The sequence below is a fragment of the Paenibacillus terrigena DSM 21567 genome, assembly GCF_000374845.1.
In the GTDB taxonomy this organism is placed as follows: Bacteria; Bacillota; Bacilli; order Paenibacillales; family Paenibacillaceae; genus Paenibacillus_K; species Paenibacillus_K terrigena.
Window position 1 is genome coordinate 39680 of sequence record NZ_KB895419.1, and the last position, 19172, is coordinate 58851.

The following is a 19172-nucleotide window of genomic DNA, read 5'->3' on the forward strand; positions in this document are numbered from 1 at the left end:
CTCAGCATCACCGGTCATGGTGATGCGAGCGTCTTTTGGTGCATGGATGATATAAGGCATTAAAGCGGACGAAGAGCAACCTCCGCCGTCTCCTTCAACTGCTCGATCATATCAAGCCATGCTTGTGGTTTGTTCGGAAGCACCGAATAGTACCAAGATAGGAAGTCAACGATCAATTGACCAGGCAGGGATGCCATCTGATCATCTTTTGGCATGAAACAGAAGTCAAGACCGTCCACTGCTTCGCCGTCATTGCCCCATGATGGATGCACGTAAGGGAAATCAAGTCGTTGGTAGCCAATATGTGAGAGCACTTCACGCCGTACGATCGGATTCATCGGCGCAACACCGCCGAATTCTAGTTCATTGGATTGATACGGGTCATAGATTTCTGCGAACATGCCGAGCATTTGAACGCCTGCTTCGGCAGCTAGCTGGTCAAGATCGCGCTCGCGGTTTTTGTACAGGAACCGTCCAATGCCAAGGCCCGGCTTGCCAATAATCGTGAAATCGGTCATGGCAACGTTCAATGCTGTGACATAGCGGTATTCTGTTGAACCGACAACTTGTCCTTCATGGACAGCAACAAATACGCGAATATCCGGATCTTGTAACGGTTCTTTCCAGAGATCGAAGGCAAGCACTTCTTCTGGTGGGAAAATAGATTTCATTAAGTTATGCATTTGGGTGAACAATGGATCTTCAATCGATGTAATGCGGATATATTCCATAGTCATCGTTGCTCCTCTCAGTTTATGTGGATTCATGTCTATCGTTTATTGGAATGGGTTCTTCCACTCCATCAATAGCGCATGGTTACAGGATTCTTCGTCCTCAAGATAATTGTGGGCTACAGCGACCGGCGTACGGCCGCAGCGCAGCAGGAATGTAATGACAGGGTCGCGTAGATCACCCTTCATCACGGCACTTGCATATTGTTCAGGCGTCATCTGGTCTGCATAGCGATGATAGCCCGGCATCCGTCCTCCGCCTAGTAGGCGCTCCAATCGAAGCTGTACGACCGTCTCATACATGGACTGCATCAACCATTTGCCGATGCCGCATTTGCGATAGGCAGGTCGGACACCGATGTCCACCACATATAAGGAATTTCCGTTCGGATTATGGTTGCGAATATAGCCATGATCCGTGACTTCCTCCCAAGTATGCTCAGGATGCTTCGGATCGAATTGCGTAATTAGACCTGTCATCGACCCAATGAGATGCCCATCACTCTCCGCGCACAATGCACCTTCAGGGAACATCTCCATATGACTGCGCAGCTGTTCAGTGTTCCACCATAACTCGGAAGGATAGGGCGGCGGGAAGCTCTCTCGTTGAATGTCAATCATTTCAGCAATATCTTGTTCTTGATAATTGCGTATGGTGACAGGCAATGGCGTCTCGTCTAGAAATACGTAGAATGATTTGTTGTAAGTCATTAACGGCATCCTACCAATCTGGATAGAGGTCCGTACGGCGATCACGCCAAGTCGTAACGGATCCACTCTCACGGACTTGATGCAGAAGCGAGAGATCGAGGTCTGCTGTAATAATCATGTCGTTATTGATCTCGCCCTCTGCGATAATGCCACGCGGCGGAAACGGTACATCGTTCGGCGACAAGACTGCAGCTTGTCCGAAATTCCCGCGCATGAAATCGACGGTCGGCAGGGAACCGATGGTTCCAGTCGTCACGACATAGATCTGATTCTCAATCGTACGTGCATGGCAGCTATAGCGAACACGGTGGAAGCCGTGTCGGTCATCGGTACAGGAAGGACAGAAGATGACATCTGCACCTTTCGCACGCACCATCCGAACGATCTCAGGGAACTCGATATCATAACATGTCAAAAGGCCGATCTTGCCTTTATCCGTCTCGAACACTTCAACGCCATCGCCAGCGGACATGTTCCATTCGGTGACTTCGGTTGGCGTAATATGAATTTTGGCTTGCTCTGCTACCTGACCATCCGGATAGAAGAGATGCGCAACATTATACAATTTGTTGTTCCTGCGGATGACATGGGTTCCACCGATAATGTGCATCCCGTATTTTTTTGCGAGTCCTGTGAAGAGACTTAAGTAGGCATCCGTATAATCTGGCAGTTCTTGAATAGTTAGAGCTGCGGCTTTGTCGTTCCCGATAGACATGAGCTGAGTAGTCAGAAATTCGGGAAAGAGGACAAAATCCGTATTAAACTCATCCGCGGTTCTTACATAATGCTCGACTTGATCCGCGAATTCTTGAAATTTCGAAATGGTGTGTAAATGATATTGTACGGCAGATACCCGCAATTTCATTTCATCGCCTCCCTTAATTTACCTTGTTCCAAATAACATTCCTATTATGAAGCACAAGGAGCAATAGAACAAGTATAAAAATAGGACCTTCACCCGTCTTATGAACAAGGTGAAGGTCCTTCTTTTTATGCAAGCTTATTCACTGCCTGTTGCTGCTTCTTACGATCCTGAAGTCGGATGGTTCCTGCTGTCATCAACAGCAGCAATCCGTTAATGACGAAGACGTATGGGATTGGCAGCCATCCACCTAGCGCGCCGCCAATCATCGGGCCTGCCATCGTGCCAAGCTGGTTCGCTGATTGATTCAAGCTGAATGCGCGGCCCCGGAAGTCTGGTGTAGTCGCCTTCACGATCAGGGCATTCAATGCAGGGTAGACGGCGGCGAAGAAGAGTCCATAGACGAACCGTAGAATACCGAATCCAACAATGTGATGGAAGAAGATTTGAAGAAGATTCCCAATTCCACCTCCAATTAAGCCAATCATCAAGATTTTGCGATAGCCGTATTTGGCTCCGAGCTTGCCCCATTGTGGTGCGGCAATTACGGTCGCAATCCCAACAGCGGAGAAAATGATACCCGAGCTGAAGGACGCATCGCCATGCGTGATGCCCATATCCAGCACATATAGCGTAAGCAGTGGTTCAAGAATCATGACCGATCCGCTGACGATCAATACAGTAACGAATTGATTCATGAGAGGCCTGTTGCTTGCCGCTTGCTTGAGATCATCGATCACATGCGAACGGGCACGGTTGCGATCGAATTTCTCTTCTTTAATACCGATTAGTGCGATCAATGCAGCGATGAGCACGACCACAGCGGAGAGGAAGAACGTCTCCCGATAACCGAAGAATCGGCTCATGGTACCGCCGATCATCGGACCAATAATACTTCCTGCCGCGCTTGCTGTCGCCATAATGCCTAAGGCGTGACCGACATGTTTCTCCGGTGTATTCGTACCGACGAGCGCGATGGCAGCGGGGACATAGCCTGCAAGAAGCCCTGAGAGTATTCGCACAGCGATTAGTTGATAAGGGTTCTGTACGAGCGCTGTCAAGACGTAAATCCCGGCAAGTGCGAATCCAGAGCGGAGCAGCATGGGCTTCCGACCGTATTTGTCCGCGAGTGATCCCCAGTATGGGGCGATCATGGCACTCGCTAGAAACGTAATGCCGAACGCAATGCCGGACCATAATGATAAATTCGTCGTTACATGCAGATCACTGCTGATAAAGAGGGAAAGAAAGGGGACTGACATGGAGAAAGCAGTACTGCAGAAGAAAACGCCAGCCCAGAGTACATAGAGATTTTTTTTCCAAGATTCCACGGGGTTCACATCCTATTCTGCCTATTCACGGTCCTATTTTGAAATTTAATTGTATCATGAATATAAACGTAGAGGCCTTACTTCAACTCCGAAATAAGCTCATATCTGAGCATAATAGGGAACAAGAGAGGACTAGGTGGTGCTAACCAAGCTTTTTCGGAAAATTAAGGCAGAAAAGTGATCGATACGCCATAACGTTTATTTTTGGGCAGCGGTCGTTTATACTGGAGGAATGAGTGTTTAGGGTTGTTCTTCGATATTCGAATAAGAAAGGAGAGGAAATTGATGTTCGTAGAAGAAAGGCATCAAGCCATATTACATAAGCTGCAGCAAGAGAAATCGATTAGAGCTTCGGATTTGATTCAGATCTTTCAGGTATCATTTGAGACGATTCGCAGAGATTTAGAATTCCTAGAAAGTGAAGGGGTCCTAAAACGGGTACATGGTGGTGCGATCCTGACAGAAATGGATTACAGCCGTGAAATTCCTCGGACGCTGCGTGAGAATACCTATCTGGAAGAGAAGAATGAACTCGCGGAGATTGCGGCGTCCTTCGTCGAAGAAGGCCAATCCATCGCACTGGACGTGAGCACGACGAATAATCATTTCGCCCAAGTGCTGAAGCACAAATTCGATCGATTAACGATTATTACGAACTCCCTTCCAATTGCGAATGATCTGATGTCGAAGCCAAACTATACGATCATTCTGATCGGCGGGGTTATTCGGAATTCAGAGCAGGGAACAATTGGTGATTTGGCTGAGGAGTTCGCTAGCCGGTTCCATGCGGACTTATTCTTCATGAGTATGAGCGGGGTGACCTTAACCGAAGGGATTACGGATTATGGCCTGGCGGAAATGCAGATTAAGAAGATTATGCACAAGAACGCGAAGCGTACGATCGCCCTGGCGGATAGCAGCAAGTTTGACGCGATCTCCCTTATCAAAATCTGCGGTGCCACTGAGGTTGAACGGTTTGTCACGGACTCTCATGTCTCTGAAAACATCGTGCAGAAGTACAAAGAACACGGAATCGAAATTACGTATTCATTATAAATACGAAGAACCCTGACCCGAATGGTGTTAGGGTTTTTTTGCGCACACGAGAATGCAAATTTAATATTGTGTTTATGTGTGTTTGTGTGGTATTGTGTACAAAATACATAAGAAAGTGAAGGTGGCACAGGTGGTCGTTATCTCCCTAATACTCGTCCTTTGCTCGGGTATGGCGCACGCCGTATGGAATTTATTCACGAAGCAAAGCGAGAATAAGAGTGTGTTCTTATGGTTGATATTCATTCCTGTAACGGTCGTTCTACTTCCCACGCTCTTTATGGAGCTGGCGTCAAAATCTTTCCCTGTCGTTGCTTTTGTGTGGATGGGTCTTTCGATGGCCATGCAGGCCATTTACGCAACCTTATTATCTCGAACCTATCAAATGGGGGATTTATCCCAAGTGTATCCTGTGATGCGTGGTACGGCGACATTGCTCATTCCGCTGCTCGGGGTCCTCGTATTCGGTGAATCGTTAGCGGCTTGGGGCTGGATTGGAATTACGTGTATGTTAATAGGGTTCTTCTTAATGAGTGGATGGACGTGGAAGAAGAACCAATTCACCACTTCCTACAAACCATGGCTTTACGCTCTATCTGTGGGATTGTGTGTGACGTGTTACACCTTGATTGATAAGCAGAATCTATTGTATTTATCCCCATTAAGTTTATTGGCTCTGACGAATATTGGTTTTATTATCGGATTAACACCAAGTGTGATCAAGTCCAGACGTGTGAAGTCCGTAATTCGATCCAATTGGCCAACTTTTATGATTGGTTCCGTTCTTTCACCGGGATCTTATTTATTATTCTTATTTGCGATGCAGCATGTGCAAGTATCCTACATCTCGCCGCTTCGGGAAGTGGGAATTGTCTTCGGTACTGTGCTCGGTATTCTCGTGTTGAAAGAGAAGAGCGGTATGCGTAGAATTGCTGCAGCATGCAGTGTCGTGGCGGGGATATTGCTCATTGCTTTCTCGGGATTTTAGCAGCACAACCTATCACACATAAAAGGAAGCCTCCAATGTCGCAAAATGGAGAGCTTCCTTTTTATTGTCACCGGTCAGACTTATTTCTCAGCAATTTGCTTCGTCTGTGGATCTGCTTCATGATCATCTTCTTCAACCATACCTCGGGTTGAGTTGCGAAATTCCCGTAAAGTATCGCCAAAGGCTCTTCCTAGCTGTGGCAGCTTAGATGGGCCGAAGAGAATGAGCGCGATCGCCAGAATTATTATCAATCCGGATACACCGATATTATTGAACATGTGCCTTCATCCTTTCTAATTCCATTTCATGATTCAGTACGTGTCTGCATCCGACGCCATTGTCTACTCGAAATATAGATGCTTATCTCGAACAGCAGGATTAAAGGAATCGTAACAGATAGATGGGAGACGAAATCTGGCGGTGAGATGCAAGAGCCGAATATTGCAAGTCCCAAATAAGCATATTTTCGCGTCATTTTGAGGCGTTCCGGTGTCAATAATCCAATTCGGGTAAGGAACAAGATGATCACTGGGAGCTCAAAGGCTGCAGCTAAGGGAATGACCAAATCGAATAGAAAGGAGAAGTATCGGTCAATACCATAGGTTTCAATCGCGCCAATGGTGTGATTCATTCGTTTCATGAATCGCAGCATCATCGGGAAGACCACGAAATAACTGAAGGACATCCCGGTCAAGAACAACAGGAACGCTACCGGAATATAAGGGAAGGCGCTCGATGCCTCCTCCTCGGTAAGTCCCGGTCTTGCGAATGCCCATAACTGATAGAGCATGACAGGAACGGTGAACAATAATGCGAATAATAAGGCGCATTTCATATAGATCAACAGCCCGTCAGTGAACGAAAACACATTCCAAGCGATCGGTTCTGCAAGAGGCTGCGACTTCAAATACAGCAAGATCGCCGGGGATACATAGAGTCCCGCACTGAAGGTCATAATGAACCAAATGGCCACGATAATCAATCGTTTGCGCACTTCCGCAAAGTGAAATATCAAGTTGTCCTGTTCCATATCAACCCTCCGCTTCTATCGATGGTGTTGTTTTCTCATACGACCATACCGCCATTTTTCAAATATTTGGCGATACCGTCTACAGCACGGTAAGCTAATGCACCGACGGTACCAGTCGGATTGTATCCGCTGTTGTGCGGGAAGGCCGATGCGCCGACGACAAATACATTTTCTGCATCCCACATTTGTAGATAGGAATTCACGACGGATGTTGAAGGATCAGCGCCCATAATGGCGCCGCCCGTATTATGCGTGGATTGATACGGTACGATATTGTACGGACCTAGCTTATTCGATACGCCGATGGATGTCGGATTCATTTCCTTCATAATCTCTTCTGACTTCGAAGCCACGTACTTGATCATTTCACGATCTTGATCTTCGAAATCGAAGGTGATTCGCATGAGCGGTAATCCATAAGCATCCTTGAACGTAGGATCGAGATCCAAATAATGATGCTGCCAAGGTAGACTGCTTCCTTGCGGCGAGACAGTCAAGGTGCTGTTGGCATACTTCAAGGATTGCTTCTTGAATTCGGCCCCCCATGTCGGCGTTCCCTTCGGAACAGGATTCGTCGCAATAGGACGTTGGCCTGTCTGAGAAATACGAATCCCGGCACCATGCAGGAAGTTCAAGTCTGTATGGTCGAAGTTATCTCCATTGAAATCGGGGATTTCCATTCCCAGCGACCCTGCGCCCGCGTAGAGGTTGAATTCCTTATCATCGAAGAAGCCTGTTGCGGAGCCGCCGTTTGTCTGGTAGCAATAGTTCTTGCCCACGACACCTTTTCCTGTCTTCGGATCATAAGGTTTACCCAATTTGGATGTAAGTAAGAGCCTCACATTATTGAATACATAGCTCGCGAGGATGACAACATCAGCAGGTTGTTCAAATCGTTCACCCGTTACCGTGTTTACATAGACCACGCCGGTAGCTTTTTTGCCGTCATGTTGAACTTCAACCACATTGGAGTAAGTTCTGAGCTCGAAGTTCCCGGTTTTATTCGCCACAGGGAGCACAGTCACGACGGGATCCGCCTTAGCGCCATATTCACAACCGAATCGCTCACAGTATCCGCAATATTGACACGCTGCGCGAGTAATCCCGTCTGAATTCGTATATTGTTCTGATAAGTTGGCCGATGGCATCATGTAGGGGTGGTATCCGAGTTTTTTCGTTGCATCTTCGAACATTTTGAGAATAGGTGTCTTCATCATCGGCTTGGTCGGGAAAGGCTTAGACCGCTTTCCGACGAGCGGTGTCTGTTCTTGCTCGCCTGAGATGCCTGCCACCTCTTCGAACTTATAGAAATACGGCTCTAGCTCGTCGTATGTAATCCCCCAGTCCTGGATCATCATGCCATCTGGAATTTTCTTCTTGCCATACCGCTCAACGGTCTTGCTATAGATCTCGAAGTCATAGGGCAGGAAGCGGTAGGTTTGTCCATTCCAGTGGATACCCGCACCGCCTAGACCTTCGCCGATGAGGAAGGATCCATAGGAACGCATCGGCAGTGCTGTCATTTTACTGGTATTGCGAAAGGTTATGGTCTCCTTGGAGAGATCTTGCATGAGGTCGTAACGCTGCGCATAACGCAGCTCATCATGCACCATGTAGTAATCTTCCGTAGCACGCGGTTTGCCGCGTTCGAGCCCGACAACTTTGACGCCTTGTTTCGATAATTCGGCGGCTATAATCCCTCCGAGCCAACCCATCCCGACGATGACGACAGGGACTTTTGGCATTTTTGTTGCCATGAAAGGCACCTTCTTTCTAGCTTAATAGGGTCTAGTGTGCGATATGGTCGCGTAAACTCATCGGTTTCATCGCCACAAATTCTGCTTTCTCCATAATGTTGGCGTAGCTCATCTGATTGCCTGGGTATTTGCGCATTTTCCAACCCTGCATATTCTTGTTCCCACCATAGAGCGGATCGGCATAGGCGCCTTCAAGTGTCAAAGTCCGTAACAGATTGAAGAAGCTCGTGCCCGTAATGCCATTGATCACTTCGATGTCGCCTTTTTCCAACAGGGTCAGAATGGCATCTTTTTGCTCATCTGTTAAATCAGGAAACTTATTATTGTATTTCTTCATACTGGCTTGTTGAATGGCGATGAGACCCAGATTGAACACTTCGGTGCGATTGATGCTTTGATAGTCTCCTTGCGTAGCCTCACCTTTCACGTAGGGTCCGATCCGATATTCACGTCCATTGATCCCCCAAGGGCTCGCAAGCTGATGATCAATATAGTAAGCGACGCCAAGCTCGGCAGCGCCAGGTCCAAGATCGTCTTTTGGGAATATCCGCTCCACAGCAGCCTGTGTAATTTGAAGTTGACTTTGTGTAAAGTACATCGTCGCTTGATTGTAGTCAGCTGCTGCAGCCTGTCCACCCGGTGTTGTTGGCGTGGGTGTTGGAACAGGGGCTTTTTTCTTGAAACCGCCTGCGATCGCTCCGCCAATGACACCGCCAATGACAGCACCACTAATGGCTGCGCCTGAATATTTAAGGAATTGACGTCTCGACTTATCTGGTGGCTGATAGTTGTGTTGTTCTGCCAAATGTTGTACCTCCTCTGGGGAATCTGGACAATTTATGCAATTGTATTTTGTTCCATTTGGAAGTTCTTATACATGAAATGTGAAAATAGGGGCATTGTAACCGTAGAACAGTCATTTTTGAGCATGATTGAAGGGAAGGTCATCAATTTGAAAAGAACAGCAGCATTACTTTTTTCTTGGTTGATCGTTATCGCGTTGTCTGCTTGCGGTGGTGGTACGAGCACCAAGACACCAGTGCCTCCCAAAGAAGGGGCAGGGACTGGAGCAACAACAACTAAGGTTGATGCACAAGCGGTGTTTAAGGCGAATTGCGTAAGCTGTCACGGAAACAATCTAGAGGGGGCTGTAGGTCCCAACCTGCAGAAAGTCGGCGGCAAATTATCCAAAGGCGATATTGATACGGTTGTAACGAACGGACGAGGCGGAATGCCGAGCTTCAAAGGGCAACTGTCTAGTGAGGAAATTGCTGGGATCGCGGATTGGTTATCGGCAAAGAAATAAATATCCAAACATCAAAAAATGCAGTCAGTTCTTGGATGAACGGCTGCATTTTTGTGTTGCTTCCATAACCCTTAGAGGCATCTATCTTACAGGAAGATGCCTCTTTCTTATGAAGTCTTACAACAATGTAAGATACATGTAATCTGAATCGATGTGTGTTTGAACGAAAGTTCGGTAAATTCTAGGAAAGAAAACAAAACATCGTCTCATATGAGGTCGGTACGGCTTCATATCACGTATAGGAGGATCTAGATGAAAACACCAGTTGTTGAAGTGAGTAATGTGAAGAAAGTATATGGGAAAGCCGGAGAGAATCAATCGTATGCACTAAATGGTGTATCGTTCACAATTCATGAAGGTGAGTTCGTCGGAATTATGGGACCGTCTGGTTCGGGGAAAACAACGTTATTGAATGTGATCTCCACGCTGGATCAAGCGACGGAAGGCATGGTCCGCATTGCAGGCAGCGATATTACGAAGATGAAGCAAGGGGCGCTATCCGATTTTCGCTCACAGAAACTCGGGTTTATATTTCAAGATTTCAATCTATTAGAGAACTTAACAATCTATGAAAATATTGCATTACCGCTATCCCTGCAAGGTGTGACATCGCGCCAAATTGGACCGAAAGTGCAGAAGGTAGCCGAGACACTGGGGATTACCGCGATTCTACATAAGAATCCAGCTGAAGTATCAGGAGGACAGAAGCAGCGGTGCGCAGCTGCTCGGGCACTCGTTCATGAACCAGCGATTATCCTCGGAGACGAACCGACAGGAGCACTAGATTCCAAGAATGCCACGAGCCTATTAACGGCGATGACGAACCTGAATCAAGAGCATGGCGTATCCATCATGTTGGTCACCCATGATGCCTATAGCGCGAGCTATTGCGAACGAATTCTATTCATTCAGGACGGGGAGATGTACAAAGAAATTCATCGTCAATCCTCACGTGAAGATTTCTATCGGGAAATACTTGATGTGCTCGCAGATTTAGGGACGACGAAGGCGTAGAAGGGAGGTTATTCAGTCATGTTATTCAAATTATCGATGTCAGGACTGCGCAGCAAGTATAAAGATTATATTGTTCTGCTTGCGGGTCTTGTGATGTCTATATCCATCTTTTATATGTTCCAGACGCTCGCAATGAATAAAGCATTTATTGAAGCAAACGCGATGATTGGGCCGATCCAATTCGTCTTCTATGCGGGTTCGGTGCTGCTCTCGATCGTAACGTTCTTCTATATTCTCTATGCGAATTCATTCTTACTCTCTCTAAGGCAGAAAGAATTCGGGATGTATATGACCCTCGGGGCTCGAAAGAACAAAATTACACGGCTCATGTTCATGGAGACAGTTGTCATTGGTCTAATTTCACTCGTCATTGGTATTGCTGTGGGAGTCGGTCTAGCACAAGTTATAGGTTCAATGTTGATGAAAGAACTAGAATTTAATTCCGACGGATACCATGCACTTTATCTTCCATCCTTGATCGTAACAGCTATTTTCTTCACTGCGCTATTCCTGATCTCAGCGATCATGAATACGATCAAAATGCTGCGTGTTACCGTATTGCAGCTAGTTCATGCGGATGTCCAGACGGACAAAATTGCGAAGCGTGGGAAGAAGACGGTCTTTGCAGCCATTCTATCAATCATTCTATTGCTCATCGGTTATGCATCCATGATTTTCATGACTTACCTACAGCAATTAGGTGTTATTATCGCGCTAATTACGATCACATCAGGGACGTATTTGCTCTTCATGACCTTCCTGCCGCTCATCATTCTTGCGATGAAACGGAATAAGAAACGTATAGAGAAAGGGCTAAATGCATTTACCTATGCGCAGCTCAACTTCCGCATCAATTCCCTTACGAAAGTATTGGCAACAGTAACCATGCTGATTGCGTTATCTGCAGGATCGATTACCGCGGGAATGTCGTTCAAGAATAACATCATGATTATGGTTGACGGCGCTGATTATTATGATGTAACGCTTCATAATCCGACGAAGGCGGAGAAAGAATTGCTCGCCAGCATTCCATTCACCGAACAGAAGGAATACCGGTATAAAGTGAGTGACAAAGGGATTTATTATCTGAAAGATGATTTGATGAATCACCCACCACGTATCATGATAAGAGCAAGTAAAGAGGATTTCGGCAAAACGAAGGTTCCAGATGCAGAGCTCCCGACAGGAGCTGAAATTCGTGGTGAGAAGAATGATAAGCATGGTCCTCAGATGCCAAATGATTGGTACGAGGCGATGGAGATGATCCAACCGTATTATGTCTATAAAGGTGAAAGAGTTATAATTGCGGATCAGCAAATGTATGATCGTGTTCAGGGGAAAGAGGGCGTAGCGCTTCTCGGCAAATCGGATCAGTTCGATGCCCATTTGTCTACTTGGAAACAGATCGATGCGATGCAGAAGAGCAAACTCAAGCTTACTTCTGATCAATATATCAACACCAAATATAGTAATTATACGAGCTTCAGAGCTTTTTCGGCAGGTACCGTATACATGGGCTTTTTCTTAGGAATTGCGTTCCTCGCGATGATGGCTAGCTGTCTCATGTTCAAGATACTTACTGGCGCATCGAAAGATATCCATCGTTATGAGATGCTCCGTAAAATTGGGGTTCGTCGTGAGTTGTTGATGAAATCGATGTACAAAGAGCTATTCTATGTGTTCCTATTCCCGGCAATCATCGGAATTATCCATGTACTCATCGGGATGGAGATGTTCTCGTTTATCCTTGTGCACCCTTACTTCCGAGTTTGGCTGCCGATTCTGATATTCCTTGTGATCTATGCGGTATACTATTTCATTACCGTACAACTCTATCGTGGTATAGTTATGCCGCGTAAGAAATAGATCAAGGATTCCTACAAGAGCGACAAAAGTCGCTCTTTTTTTATGTGATTAAAAAGCAACAACTCAGAAGGAATAGATGGTATAATATAACAAAATTTTCAACGCTAGGCTGTTGTTCGCATGCGATCGAATGGAGGTGATGTCTATGACAAGTGAATTTGGCAATGTGTCAGATGATTATGCAAAATATCGGGATGCGCTCCCACAGGTCTTGTTCAATCAGCTCATTGACCAAGGTGTCTGTTTCGCGGGGAACCAGATTATTGAACTGGGAGCAGGGACGGGCATCATTAGTCGCGATTTAGCTATGTTAGGTGCACACGTCATTGGGATCGAACCATCGCCACAGATGATCGAGCAAGCTGAGAGATCGGTACTTGGCACCTCAGCAGGCTCGGTACGATACATCTGTGCGGCGGCGGAGTCATTTGAAGTGGATCATCGGGTTCCGATCATGATTGCGGTACGTGCTTGGCATTGGTTCGACCGAACGAAGACACTTCAGAATATTGACAAACATCTAACGGAAGACGGGATATTGATCATCATCAATTCGATCTTCCGATCGGATTCGGACATCGCACAGTTAACATTCGGCGTACTGCAGGATCATGGAATAGAGATGAAGCCCGCAGGAAGCCATTCGAGTACATCACTTCGAAGAAATGGATTTCCCGTGGATTGGTTCGGAGAGTGGGAACAGCATCAATTCCAGGTCGTTGCGGAATGGCAGTATGAATATGCATTACCGTATTCCCATGACGCTTGGTGTGGCAAAATTCGATCGGTGTCTTGGCTAACGGATATTGAGGAAGATGTACGCATGCTCGTGACGGCGGATTTGATGGGAAGATTGAAGGGACATGCAGCACTACTTCATATTTCTCATCAGGCATCCGTGGTTGTATTACGTAAAAGGTGACAGCATGTGTAGGGGGGGGGCAAGATGAAGAAATTTTGGATCATTTTATTTGTTATTTTCGTAAGCGCCGGGGTATTTATTTATCTCCAGGATGAGTCCACAGCTACACCAGATGAAGCGATCGCTCATAGGATTGGTACAGGTCAGATTTACGAGGAGATCGATGTGCCGAAAGGGAGACTGATATTCTATAGCCGGGGCTCTTCAATCTATGCTGACTTTGTGAAAGAGTCTTGGAAAGGATGGAAATGGGGATATGGCGGAGGACATACGATCCCTGTTTATAAGCAGCAGGCAGGGAAGTACGAGCATGTGGATTTTTCTTCGCAATATTTTCCGAGCATAAGGGGGATGGGGCTGTATATGCCTTATCCTATGCTATTCGGTGTGATTACGAATCCGGACGTAGCATACATCAGCGTACTTAGTAAACAGACGGGGGATAATTTCAGAACGGCAATCTTATCGAATGGACGTGATCCTTATCGCATCTGGTTTTTACTGCTGGATGAGGTACAAGGACAAGGCAAACAGTTTGAGATTACGGCTTTATCAACGAAGAATCAAATCATTGATGTCGTTGAGATGGATGAAGATATCTCGACGTACACCAATACGATCCAGACAGAGTAAATCCAATAGAAAGAGGCGTATGTCATGCAGATTGAAACAGAAAGATTAATCCTACGTGATTTTGTACGTGAAGACTGGGAACAGGTGCATCGGTATGCATCAGATCCAGGTGTGACGGCCTTCATGATCTGGGGACCGAATTCGATCGATGAGACGAAGGCTTACATGGAACATGTGATTAGCATGCAAGAGCAGCAGGAGCGTACCGGATTTGAGCTGGCTGTTGTGCTGCGAGACACGAATCAATTGATTGGCGGATGCGGCATTCATATTGAAGGTCGTAATGCAGAGATGGGGTATTGCTTCAATCCAGAATATTGGGGTCATGGTTATGCGACAGAAGCAGCGCAAGCGCTCGTAACGTTCGGGTTCAAGGAGAAAGGAGTTCATCGGATCTACGCGACCTGCCGTCCGGGGAATTCCTCTTCTGCGAATGTGATGCGTCGACTAGGGATGCAGCAAGAAGGGCATTTGCGGGAGCATATGTATCATAAAGGGCAATATCACGACTCCTACCTGTTCTCGATCTTAGCGACTGAGGCGGAAGAACAACAGCAGTGAAAAGAAACATGCAGACAGGTTAGACCGGCATAGAGTGGATAGAAGGAAAGGTGTTGGTAAGGATGCGCAGATGCGAGAGATGCAATTAATGATGAAAGAGCAGAATGAACTTTTAAGGGATCTTGTCTACAGAGAACGACCTTGATTTCGATTGCGAGGGATCCAAAAGCTGGTGCGTGCAGGGAGGGGGAGTTCATGGTAACGATCCGAATGGAGATAGTGATTCATGCACCAGTAGCATTATGTTTTGATATGGCTCGGGATATGGATCTGCACCCTCGAACGGTCTGGCCTCGTACGAAGGAACGTCTCGTGAAGGGCAAGGTGCGAGGAAAGGTAGAGTATGGTGACCAAGTTACATTTGAAGCAACGCACTTTGGGATTAGGCAGCGATTGACTTCCTGTGTTGTGGAATATGAGCGACCGCGGTATTTTGTTGATGAAATGGTATCTGGTGCCTTTCAGTTTATGCGTCATAAGCACGTTTTCTTGGAGCGTGAGGAACTGACGATTATGCGGGATGAACTTAAGTTCGCTGCACCATTCGGTGCTATGGGTCGGTGGGCTGATCGATACATCCTTAAAAGTTATATGACCAAATTTCTTACATACCGAAATGAACAGTTGAAGCGATTGATTGAGGAAGAATGGCGGAAGAAGCGAGAGAGATGAGGGTGAAAAGATTGCAATGGAACGAATGACTGCATATATCAAAGAGCATTATGTTGCCAGCGCGATACTGCTCGCACTGGTTTTTCTCACGGTTATCTTGTTAGGCGCTGTTGACTTATTTACATTTCGGATGACCCCAAAGTCGCATATGTCGGGGAATGGAAACCCAGCACTTATTTTTGTATTCATTCTGGTTCCTTTGTATGTGATGTTATTCGGGATAATCACGATGATCTCTGGGGTGATATTCAGAGATAGATTCCGAGATGGCTTAGATAGTATAGGAATGTTCATTGTCTTAATTGTCTTTAGTGTGATATTCGCGGTTGGAGCGCGTACCTATGCGGATATGATCTTTAATAGCTTAGGAGGATGGCCAGAAGATCCTTATTCCGCAATATATGGCTGGGGAGTCGTCAATCAGTATACGAATACGGCTTTTATCAATGTATTTACCTATAGTCTTGGGTTGAAGTTAGCGGTCATGCTGGGTTATCTATGGGCTGCGATAATGCATGTTCGTAGGGTGAACAAGAAAAAGCCGAGGCATTAGTACCTACGGCTTAGGGTAGAGGCTACAACGCTATGCGTTGGATTCGTTCTTAATCTCCGCTTGAAGGCCTTGAATGCTGTGTTTCAAGTGGATGTTCTTCTCGCGGACACGCCTAGCGTTCTCCGGAGTCATTTCGTCAGCATGCTCGTCTAAGAAGTCCTCTACGACTTGATAATGCTGTACGGAGCTATCCACGGCATCTTGCAAAATTTTCGTGCTCTTGGAATTTTCGTTGGATGTAGTCACGGTTGTTAACGCTCCTTGTCATATGTAGAATGCAGAACAGATTCATCCTTAAGATGACAATGATGGAAGGAAATTATACATGGAACGAGGGACAACGCCTGGAAAGGAGAGGGATGGAATGAACAAAAGAGTCTTTGTAGAATCACTCATTGTAGGTATTCTGCTGATTCTAGGTTATTACGGATGGCAAGTCCTGAATGGGATGCTTCTGACATTGAATTATAAACCCGATGTGATTGATACTTACACAACCGTTGAAACGTTAGATGAGAAAGTATCATTCGGGACAAGCAATAACTCGAGTTCGGTGTACTGGCTGCTCGGATGTATAGGGCTTAGCGCAATTTATTACGGAATTCGGATCGCCATGATTCGTACGCAAAAGATTAGGTAGCCTACCCAGAAGTGGCTGAAAAATGGATGATTATGGTACAATGGTTGTGGTTGAACTTGCATGGAATAGGAGACACATCATTGAAATGTTTAAGCAAAGATATTATAGGAATAATGTCGTAACTGCTATCTTACTCGTCGCGTTAATAGGTTATTGCTTGGTGATGTTGAACTTGCTGTTCTTTCGGGCAAGGCATGCATTGGATATGTATCACTACAATCTCATCCCATTTGCTACGATTGAACAACTTGTGATCCATCGAGACCACTTTAGCACTGAGACATGGGTAAAAAATCTGTTCGGGAATATCATCTTATTTATTCCGTTAGGGATTTTCATTCCACTATTGAATCAGAAGTTTATGCGGGTCGCAAAATTCGTAATGTTCGTGGTGGTCCTCATCTTTGTCGTCGAATGTGCACAGATGTTGACTTATGTAGGCCGATTCGATGTCGATGACATCATGTTGAATACGGTGGGTGGATGGATAGGTCTCGTCTTAACGAGGCGGTTATGTAGGCAAGTAACACAATCAATAGATACAACAAAAGGAGTGTAATATATGGAGAAAATTGCTTTACTTATCGTGGATATGCAGCGTCTATTTTTAGAGAATAACATGGAGAAGTTTGGTGTTGCTAGAGCATGCGAATACGTGAATCATGTTGCGGATCAGCTTCGCACGCATGGTCATTGTGTCGTACATATCCAGGACGTTGAAGATGCAACAGATGATAACGCAGCGCTGCTAGATTTCATCCCCGAAATTCACGTCGATGCGCATGATATTCATGTGAAGAAGGTGCACTCGAATGCATTCTGGCAGACAGAGCTGGAGCAAATTCTACGGGCTCAGGGTGTTGGCATGGTTATCGTGGCAGGGTTCGCTGCGGAGCAATGCGTGTTATTCACCTATAATGGCGCGATTGAACGTGGATTCAAAACAGTTATGCTGCAGAATGGCATTGTGAGTTTGCCAGATATTATTGCGATGACAACCCGCGATAGGCACATGATCTCTTATCCGGTAATTGAGTTCATGGTCGGGAGGGACAGTGCATGATCTGTCATAGCATGACCCCAATTCTTCGCATATTTGATGAACAGAAGGCGAAGGAGTTCTATTTGGAATTTTTAGAATTTGGGGTGGAATTTGAGCATCGTTATGAGGATGGGTTTCCGTTATATATGTCCGTTACGATGTCTGGTATCACAATTCATCTGTCAGAGCATCATGGCGATGCAACGCCAGGTTCGACGATACGAATCGGTGTAACAGGGCTGGAAGATTATCATAAGAAGCTGCTGGCGAAGACATACAAATTTGCACGGCCAGGCCTTGAACGCACCCCTTGGGAAAACATCGAGATGTCGGTGGCGGATCCTTTCGGGAACCGACTCGTATTCTATGAAATGGATGCAGGATAGGAGCGTAGGATCGATGGAGACGAATCAAGTCTATTTGGATAGTGTGAAGAAGCAGTTCCGCTATTATAAAATGCTTGGTGAGAAGGCAATGGAGCAGGTAACACCGGAGCAGTTATTCCTCGCTCCTAATGACGATTCAAATACGATAGCATCGGTCGTGAAGCATCTGTGGGGCAATATGCGCTCGCGATGGACGGAATTTCTTACGACGGATGGGGAGAAGGAATGGCGGGACCGTGATGCAGAATTCGAAGTTGTTCAGCAAGATCCGACAGAAGTAATGAAGCAATGGAACGAAGGCTGGGCTTGTCTGTTCGATGCGCTTGAATCGATCGAACCGAATCAATTGATGGACATCATCTATATCCGGAACGAAGGGCATACCGTGATGGATGCCATCAATCGCCAGCTTGCGCATTATCCGTACCATGTCGGTCAGATCATCTATGCGGCCAAAGCGCTCAAGGAAGGCGCATGGAATAGTATCTCTGTTCCGAAGAATCAGTCCAAGCAATACAACCATGCCAAGTTTGCCCAAGATAAAGGCATCCGACATTTTGTGGATGGGGAAGTGAAGAGGCTCGAGTCATAGGACTCCAGCCTCTTTTGTTGTCTTAGATGTTCGAATCAACTTGGAAAATCGAATCGACGATGATCGGCAGGTTGTCTCTCACGGAGACAGCGCCGAACACGGATCTCGCATGCAGCCCTTCATCACCGAATACGTCGATCATCAGCTCTGAGAACCCATTGAGTACCTTATGGTGCTCTTCATAATCAGAGGATGCATTGACGAAGCCTTGGACTTTGACGACACGCTTCACTCGCTCGAGTGATCCGAGCTCGGCCTTGAGTACCGACAGTACCTCAAGCCCAACTTGCCTTGCAAAGCGATACCCTTCCTCCGTCGAGAAATCGATGCCGAGTTTTCCCTTCGGTTGACCGGATGGTCCTTTGCCGGATAGAAATACGAGTCCATTGATATTCACGAGATTCGAGTACTTTGCTGCGGGCTGACTGGCTTCAGGCAGGGTAAATCCTAATGCTGCGAGACGCTGTTCTACGGTCATAGCGATCCTCCTCTAATATGAAAATATAGATTATGGAAGAACAT

The 19172-nt window shown here is 46.3% G+C and carries 25 protein-coding genes; 15 read left to right on the forward strand and 10 right to left on the reverse strand.

The window, feature by feature from the left end:
• Window positions 1-59: 59 nt before the first annotated feature.
• The 4 genes from C558_RS0120305 to C558_RS0120320 form a co-directional block, all read right to left on the reverse strand.
• Window positions 60-731, reverse strand: coding sequence for a hypothetical protein (locus C558_RS0120305; protein WP_018758132.1), 672 nt, complete (start codon window positions 729-731; stop codon window positions 60-62).
• Window positions 732-776: 45 nt separating this feature from the next.
• Window positions 777-1442 carry a GNAT family N-acetyltransferase gene (locus tag C558_RS0120310; RefSeq protein ID WP_018758133.1) on the reverse strand — a complete coding sequence of 222 codons (666 nt, stop codon included), beginning with the start codon at window positions 1440-1442 and terminating at the stop codon, window positions 777-779.
• Window positions 1443-1452: 10 nt separating this feature from the next.
• Entirely contained in the window at window positions 1453-2307 is an 855-nt protein-coding gene (locus C558_RS0120315) for a carbon-nitrogen hydrolase family protein (protein WP_018758134.1), read from the reverse strand.
• A 125-nt stretch (window positions 2308-2432) separates the two neighbouring features.
• Entirely contained in the window at window positions 2433-3635 is a 1203-nt protein-coding gene (locus C558_RS0120320; RefSeq protein ID WP_018758135.1) for an MFS transporter, read from the reverse strand.
• Between the two features lie 285 nt (window positions 3636-3920).
• On the opposite strand from C558_RS0120320, the gene C558_RS0120325 reads away from it, so the two are divergent.
• Window positions 3921-4691 carry a DeoR/GlpR family DNA-binding transcription regulator gene (locus tag C558_RS0120325; RefSeq protein ID WP_018758136.1) on the forward strand — a complete coding sequence of 257 codons (771 nt, stop codon included), beginning with the start codon at window positions 3921-3923 and terminating at the stop codon, window positions 4689-4691.
• 82 nt (window positions 4692-4773) lie between these two features.
• A complete protein-coding gene (locus C558_RS0120330; protein ID WP_245583845.1) occupies window positions 4774-5676 on the forward strand; it encodes a DMT family transporter in 903 nt (300 codons plus the stop codon).
• Between the two features lie 80 nt (window positions 5677-5756).
• Here C558_RS0120330 and C558_RS0120335 read toward each other — a convergent pair whose 3' ends face one another.
• From C558_RS0120335 to C558_RS0120350, 4 genes are read right to left on the reverse strand one after another with little or no spacing between them, the layout of a single operon-like run.
• Window positions 5757-5954 carry a twin-arginine translocase TatA/TatE family subunit gene (locus C558_RS0120335; protein WP_018758138.1) on the reverse strand — a complete coding sequence of 66 codons (198 nt, stop codon included), beginning with the start codon at window positions 5952-5954 and terminating at the stop codon, window positions 5757-5759.
• Window positions 5955-5980: 26 nt separating this feature from the next.
• Window positions 5981-6706, reverse strand: coding sequence for a twin-arginine translocase subunit TatC (gene tatC, locus C558_RS0120340; protein WP_018758139.1), 726 nt, complete (start codon window positions 6704-6706; stop codon window positions 5981-5983).
• A 35-nt stretch (window positions 6707-6741) separates the two neighbouring features.
• Complete coding sequence (locus C558_RS0120345; RefSeq protein WP_018758140.1) at window positions 6742-8463, reverse strand: GMC family oxidoreductase; 1722 nt, start codon at window positions 8461-8463, stop codon at window positions 6742-6744.
• Window positions 8464-8494: 31 nt separating this feature from the next.
• Window positions 8495-9268, reverse strand: a complete 774-nt coding sequence (locus C558_RS0120350) for a gluconate 2-dehydrogenase subunit 3 family protein (protein WP_018758141.1) — start codon at window positions 9266-9268, stop codon at window positions 8495-8497.
• Between the two features lie 123 nt (window positions 9269-9391).
• Between C558_RS0120350 and C558_RS0120355 the strand changes: the two genes are divergently transcribed.
• The 8 genes from C558_RS0120355 (at window position 9392) to C558_RS0120390 (ending at window position 15990) form a co-directional block, all read left to right on the forward strand.
• Window positions 9392-9769: a c-type cytochrome gene (locus C558_RS0120355; protein ID WP_083927242.1), complete on the forward strand. Its 378-nt coding sequence runs from the start codon at window positions 9392-9394 to the stop codon at window positions 9767-9769.
• Window positions 9770-10021: 252 nt separating this feature from the next.
• Window positions 10022-10783: an ABC transporter ATP-binding protein gene (locus C558_RS0120360; protein ID WP_018758143.1), complete on the forward strand. Its 762-nt coding sequence runs from the start codon at window positions 10022-10024 to the stop codon at window positions 10781-10783.
• A gap of 18 nt (window positions 10784-10801) precedes the next feature.
• A complete protein-coding gene (locus C558_RS0120365) occupies window positions 10802-12649 on the forward strand; it encodes an FtsX-like permease family protein (protein WP_018758144.1) in 1848 nt (615 codons plus the stop codon).
• Window positions 12650-12794: 145 nt separating this feature from the next.
• Entirely contained in the window at window positions 12795-13571 is a 777-nt protein-coding gene (locus C558_RS0120370) for a class I SAM-dependent methyltransferase (RefSeq protein ID WP_018758145.1), read from the forward strand.
• A 24-nt stretch (window positions 13572-13595) separates the two neighbouring features.
• Complete coding sequence (locus C558_RS0120375) at window positions 13596-14204, forward strand: hypothetical protein (RefSeq protein ID WP_018758146.1); 609 nt, start codon at window positions 13596-13598, stop codon at window positions 14202-14204.
• 24 nt (window positions 14205-14228) lie between these two features.
• Window positions 14229-14765 (forward strand): GNAT family N-acetyltransferase, encoded by a 537-nt coding sequence (locus C558_RS0120380; RefSeq protein ID WP_018758147.1) that lies wholly within the window; start codon window positions 14229-14231, stop codon window positions 14763-14765.
• A 195-nt stretch (window positions 14766-14960) separates the two neighbouring features.
• Window positions 14961-15437, forward strand: coding sequence for an SRPBCC family protein (locus C558_RS0120385; RefSeq protein WP_018758148.1), 477 nt, complete (start codon window positions 14961-14963; stop codon window positions 15435-15437).
• 16 nt (window positions 15438-15453) lie between these two features.
• Window positions 15454-15990, forward strand: coding sequence for a hypothetical protein (locus C558_RS0120390; protein ID WP_018758149.1), 537 nt, complete (start codon window positions 15454-15456; stop codon window positions 15988-15990).
• A gap of 30 nt (window positions 15991-16020) precedes the next feature.
• Here the strand turns inward: C558_RS0120390 and C558_RS0120395 are convergent, their stop codons facing one another.
• Window positions 16021-16236: a hypothetical protein gene (locus C558_RS0120395; RefSeq protein ID WP_018758150.1), complete on the reverse strand. Its 216-nt coding sequence runs from the start codon at window positions 16234-16236 to the stop codon at window positions 16021-16023.
• A 118-nt stretch (window positions 16237-16354) separates the two neighbouring features.
• Between C558_RS0120395 and C558_RS0120400 the strand changes: the two genes are divergently transcribed.
• From C558_RS0120400 to C558_RS0120420, 5 genes are all read left to right on the forward strand, one after another.
• Window positions 16355-16630 (forward strand): hypothetical protein, encoded by a 276-nt coding sequence (locus C558_RS0120400; RefSeq protein WP_018758151.1) that lies wholly within the window; start codon window positions 16355-16357, stop codon window positions 16628-16630.
• A gap of 85 nt (window positions 16631-16715) precedes the next feature.
• Window positions 16716-17189 (forward strand): VanZ family protein, encoded by a 474-nt coding sequence (locus tag C558_RS0120405; protein ID WP_156826212.1) that lies wholly within the window; start codon window positions 16716-16718, stop codon window positions 17187-17189.
• A 3-nt stretch (window positions 17190-17192) separates the two neighbouring features.
• Window positions 17193-17693, forward strand: coding sequence for a cysteine hydrolase family protein (locus tag C558_RS0120410; protein ID WP_018758153.1), 501 nt, complete (start codon window positions 17193-17195; stop codon window positions 17691-17693).
• Complete coding sequence (locus C558_RS0120415; RefSeq protein WP_018758154.1) at window positions 17690-18058, forward strand: glyoxalase superfamily protein; 369 nt, start codon at window positions 17690-17692, stop codon at window positions 18056-18058. The genes C558_RS0120410 and C558_RS0120415 overlap by 4 nt, the downstream gene beginning before the upstream one ends.
• 13 nt (window positions 18059-18071) lie before the next feature.
• The gene (locus C558_RS0120420; protein ID WP_018758155.1) at window positions 18072-18650 is read left to right on the forward strand and encodes a DUF1572 family protein; all 579 of its coding nucleotides are present in this window, start codon (window positions 18072-18074) and stop codon (window positions 18648-18650) included.
• A 22-nt stretch (window positions 18651-18672) separates the two neighbouring features.
• On the opposite strand, the gene C558_RS0120425 is transcribed toward C558_RS0120420, so the two are convergent.
• The gene (locus tag C558_RS0120425) at window positions 18673-19128 is read right to left on the reverse strand and encodes a RidA family protein (protein ID WP_018758156.1); all 456 of its coding nucleotides are present in this window, start codon (window positions 19126-19128) and stop codon (window positions 18673-18675) included.
• Window positions 19129-19172 lie beyond the last annotated feature (44 nt).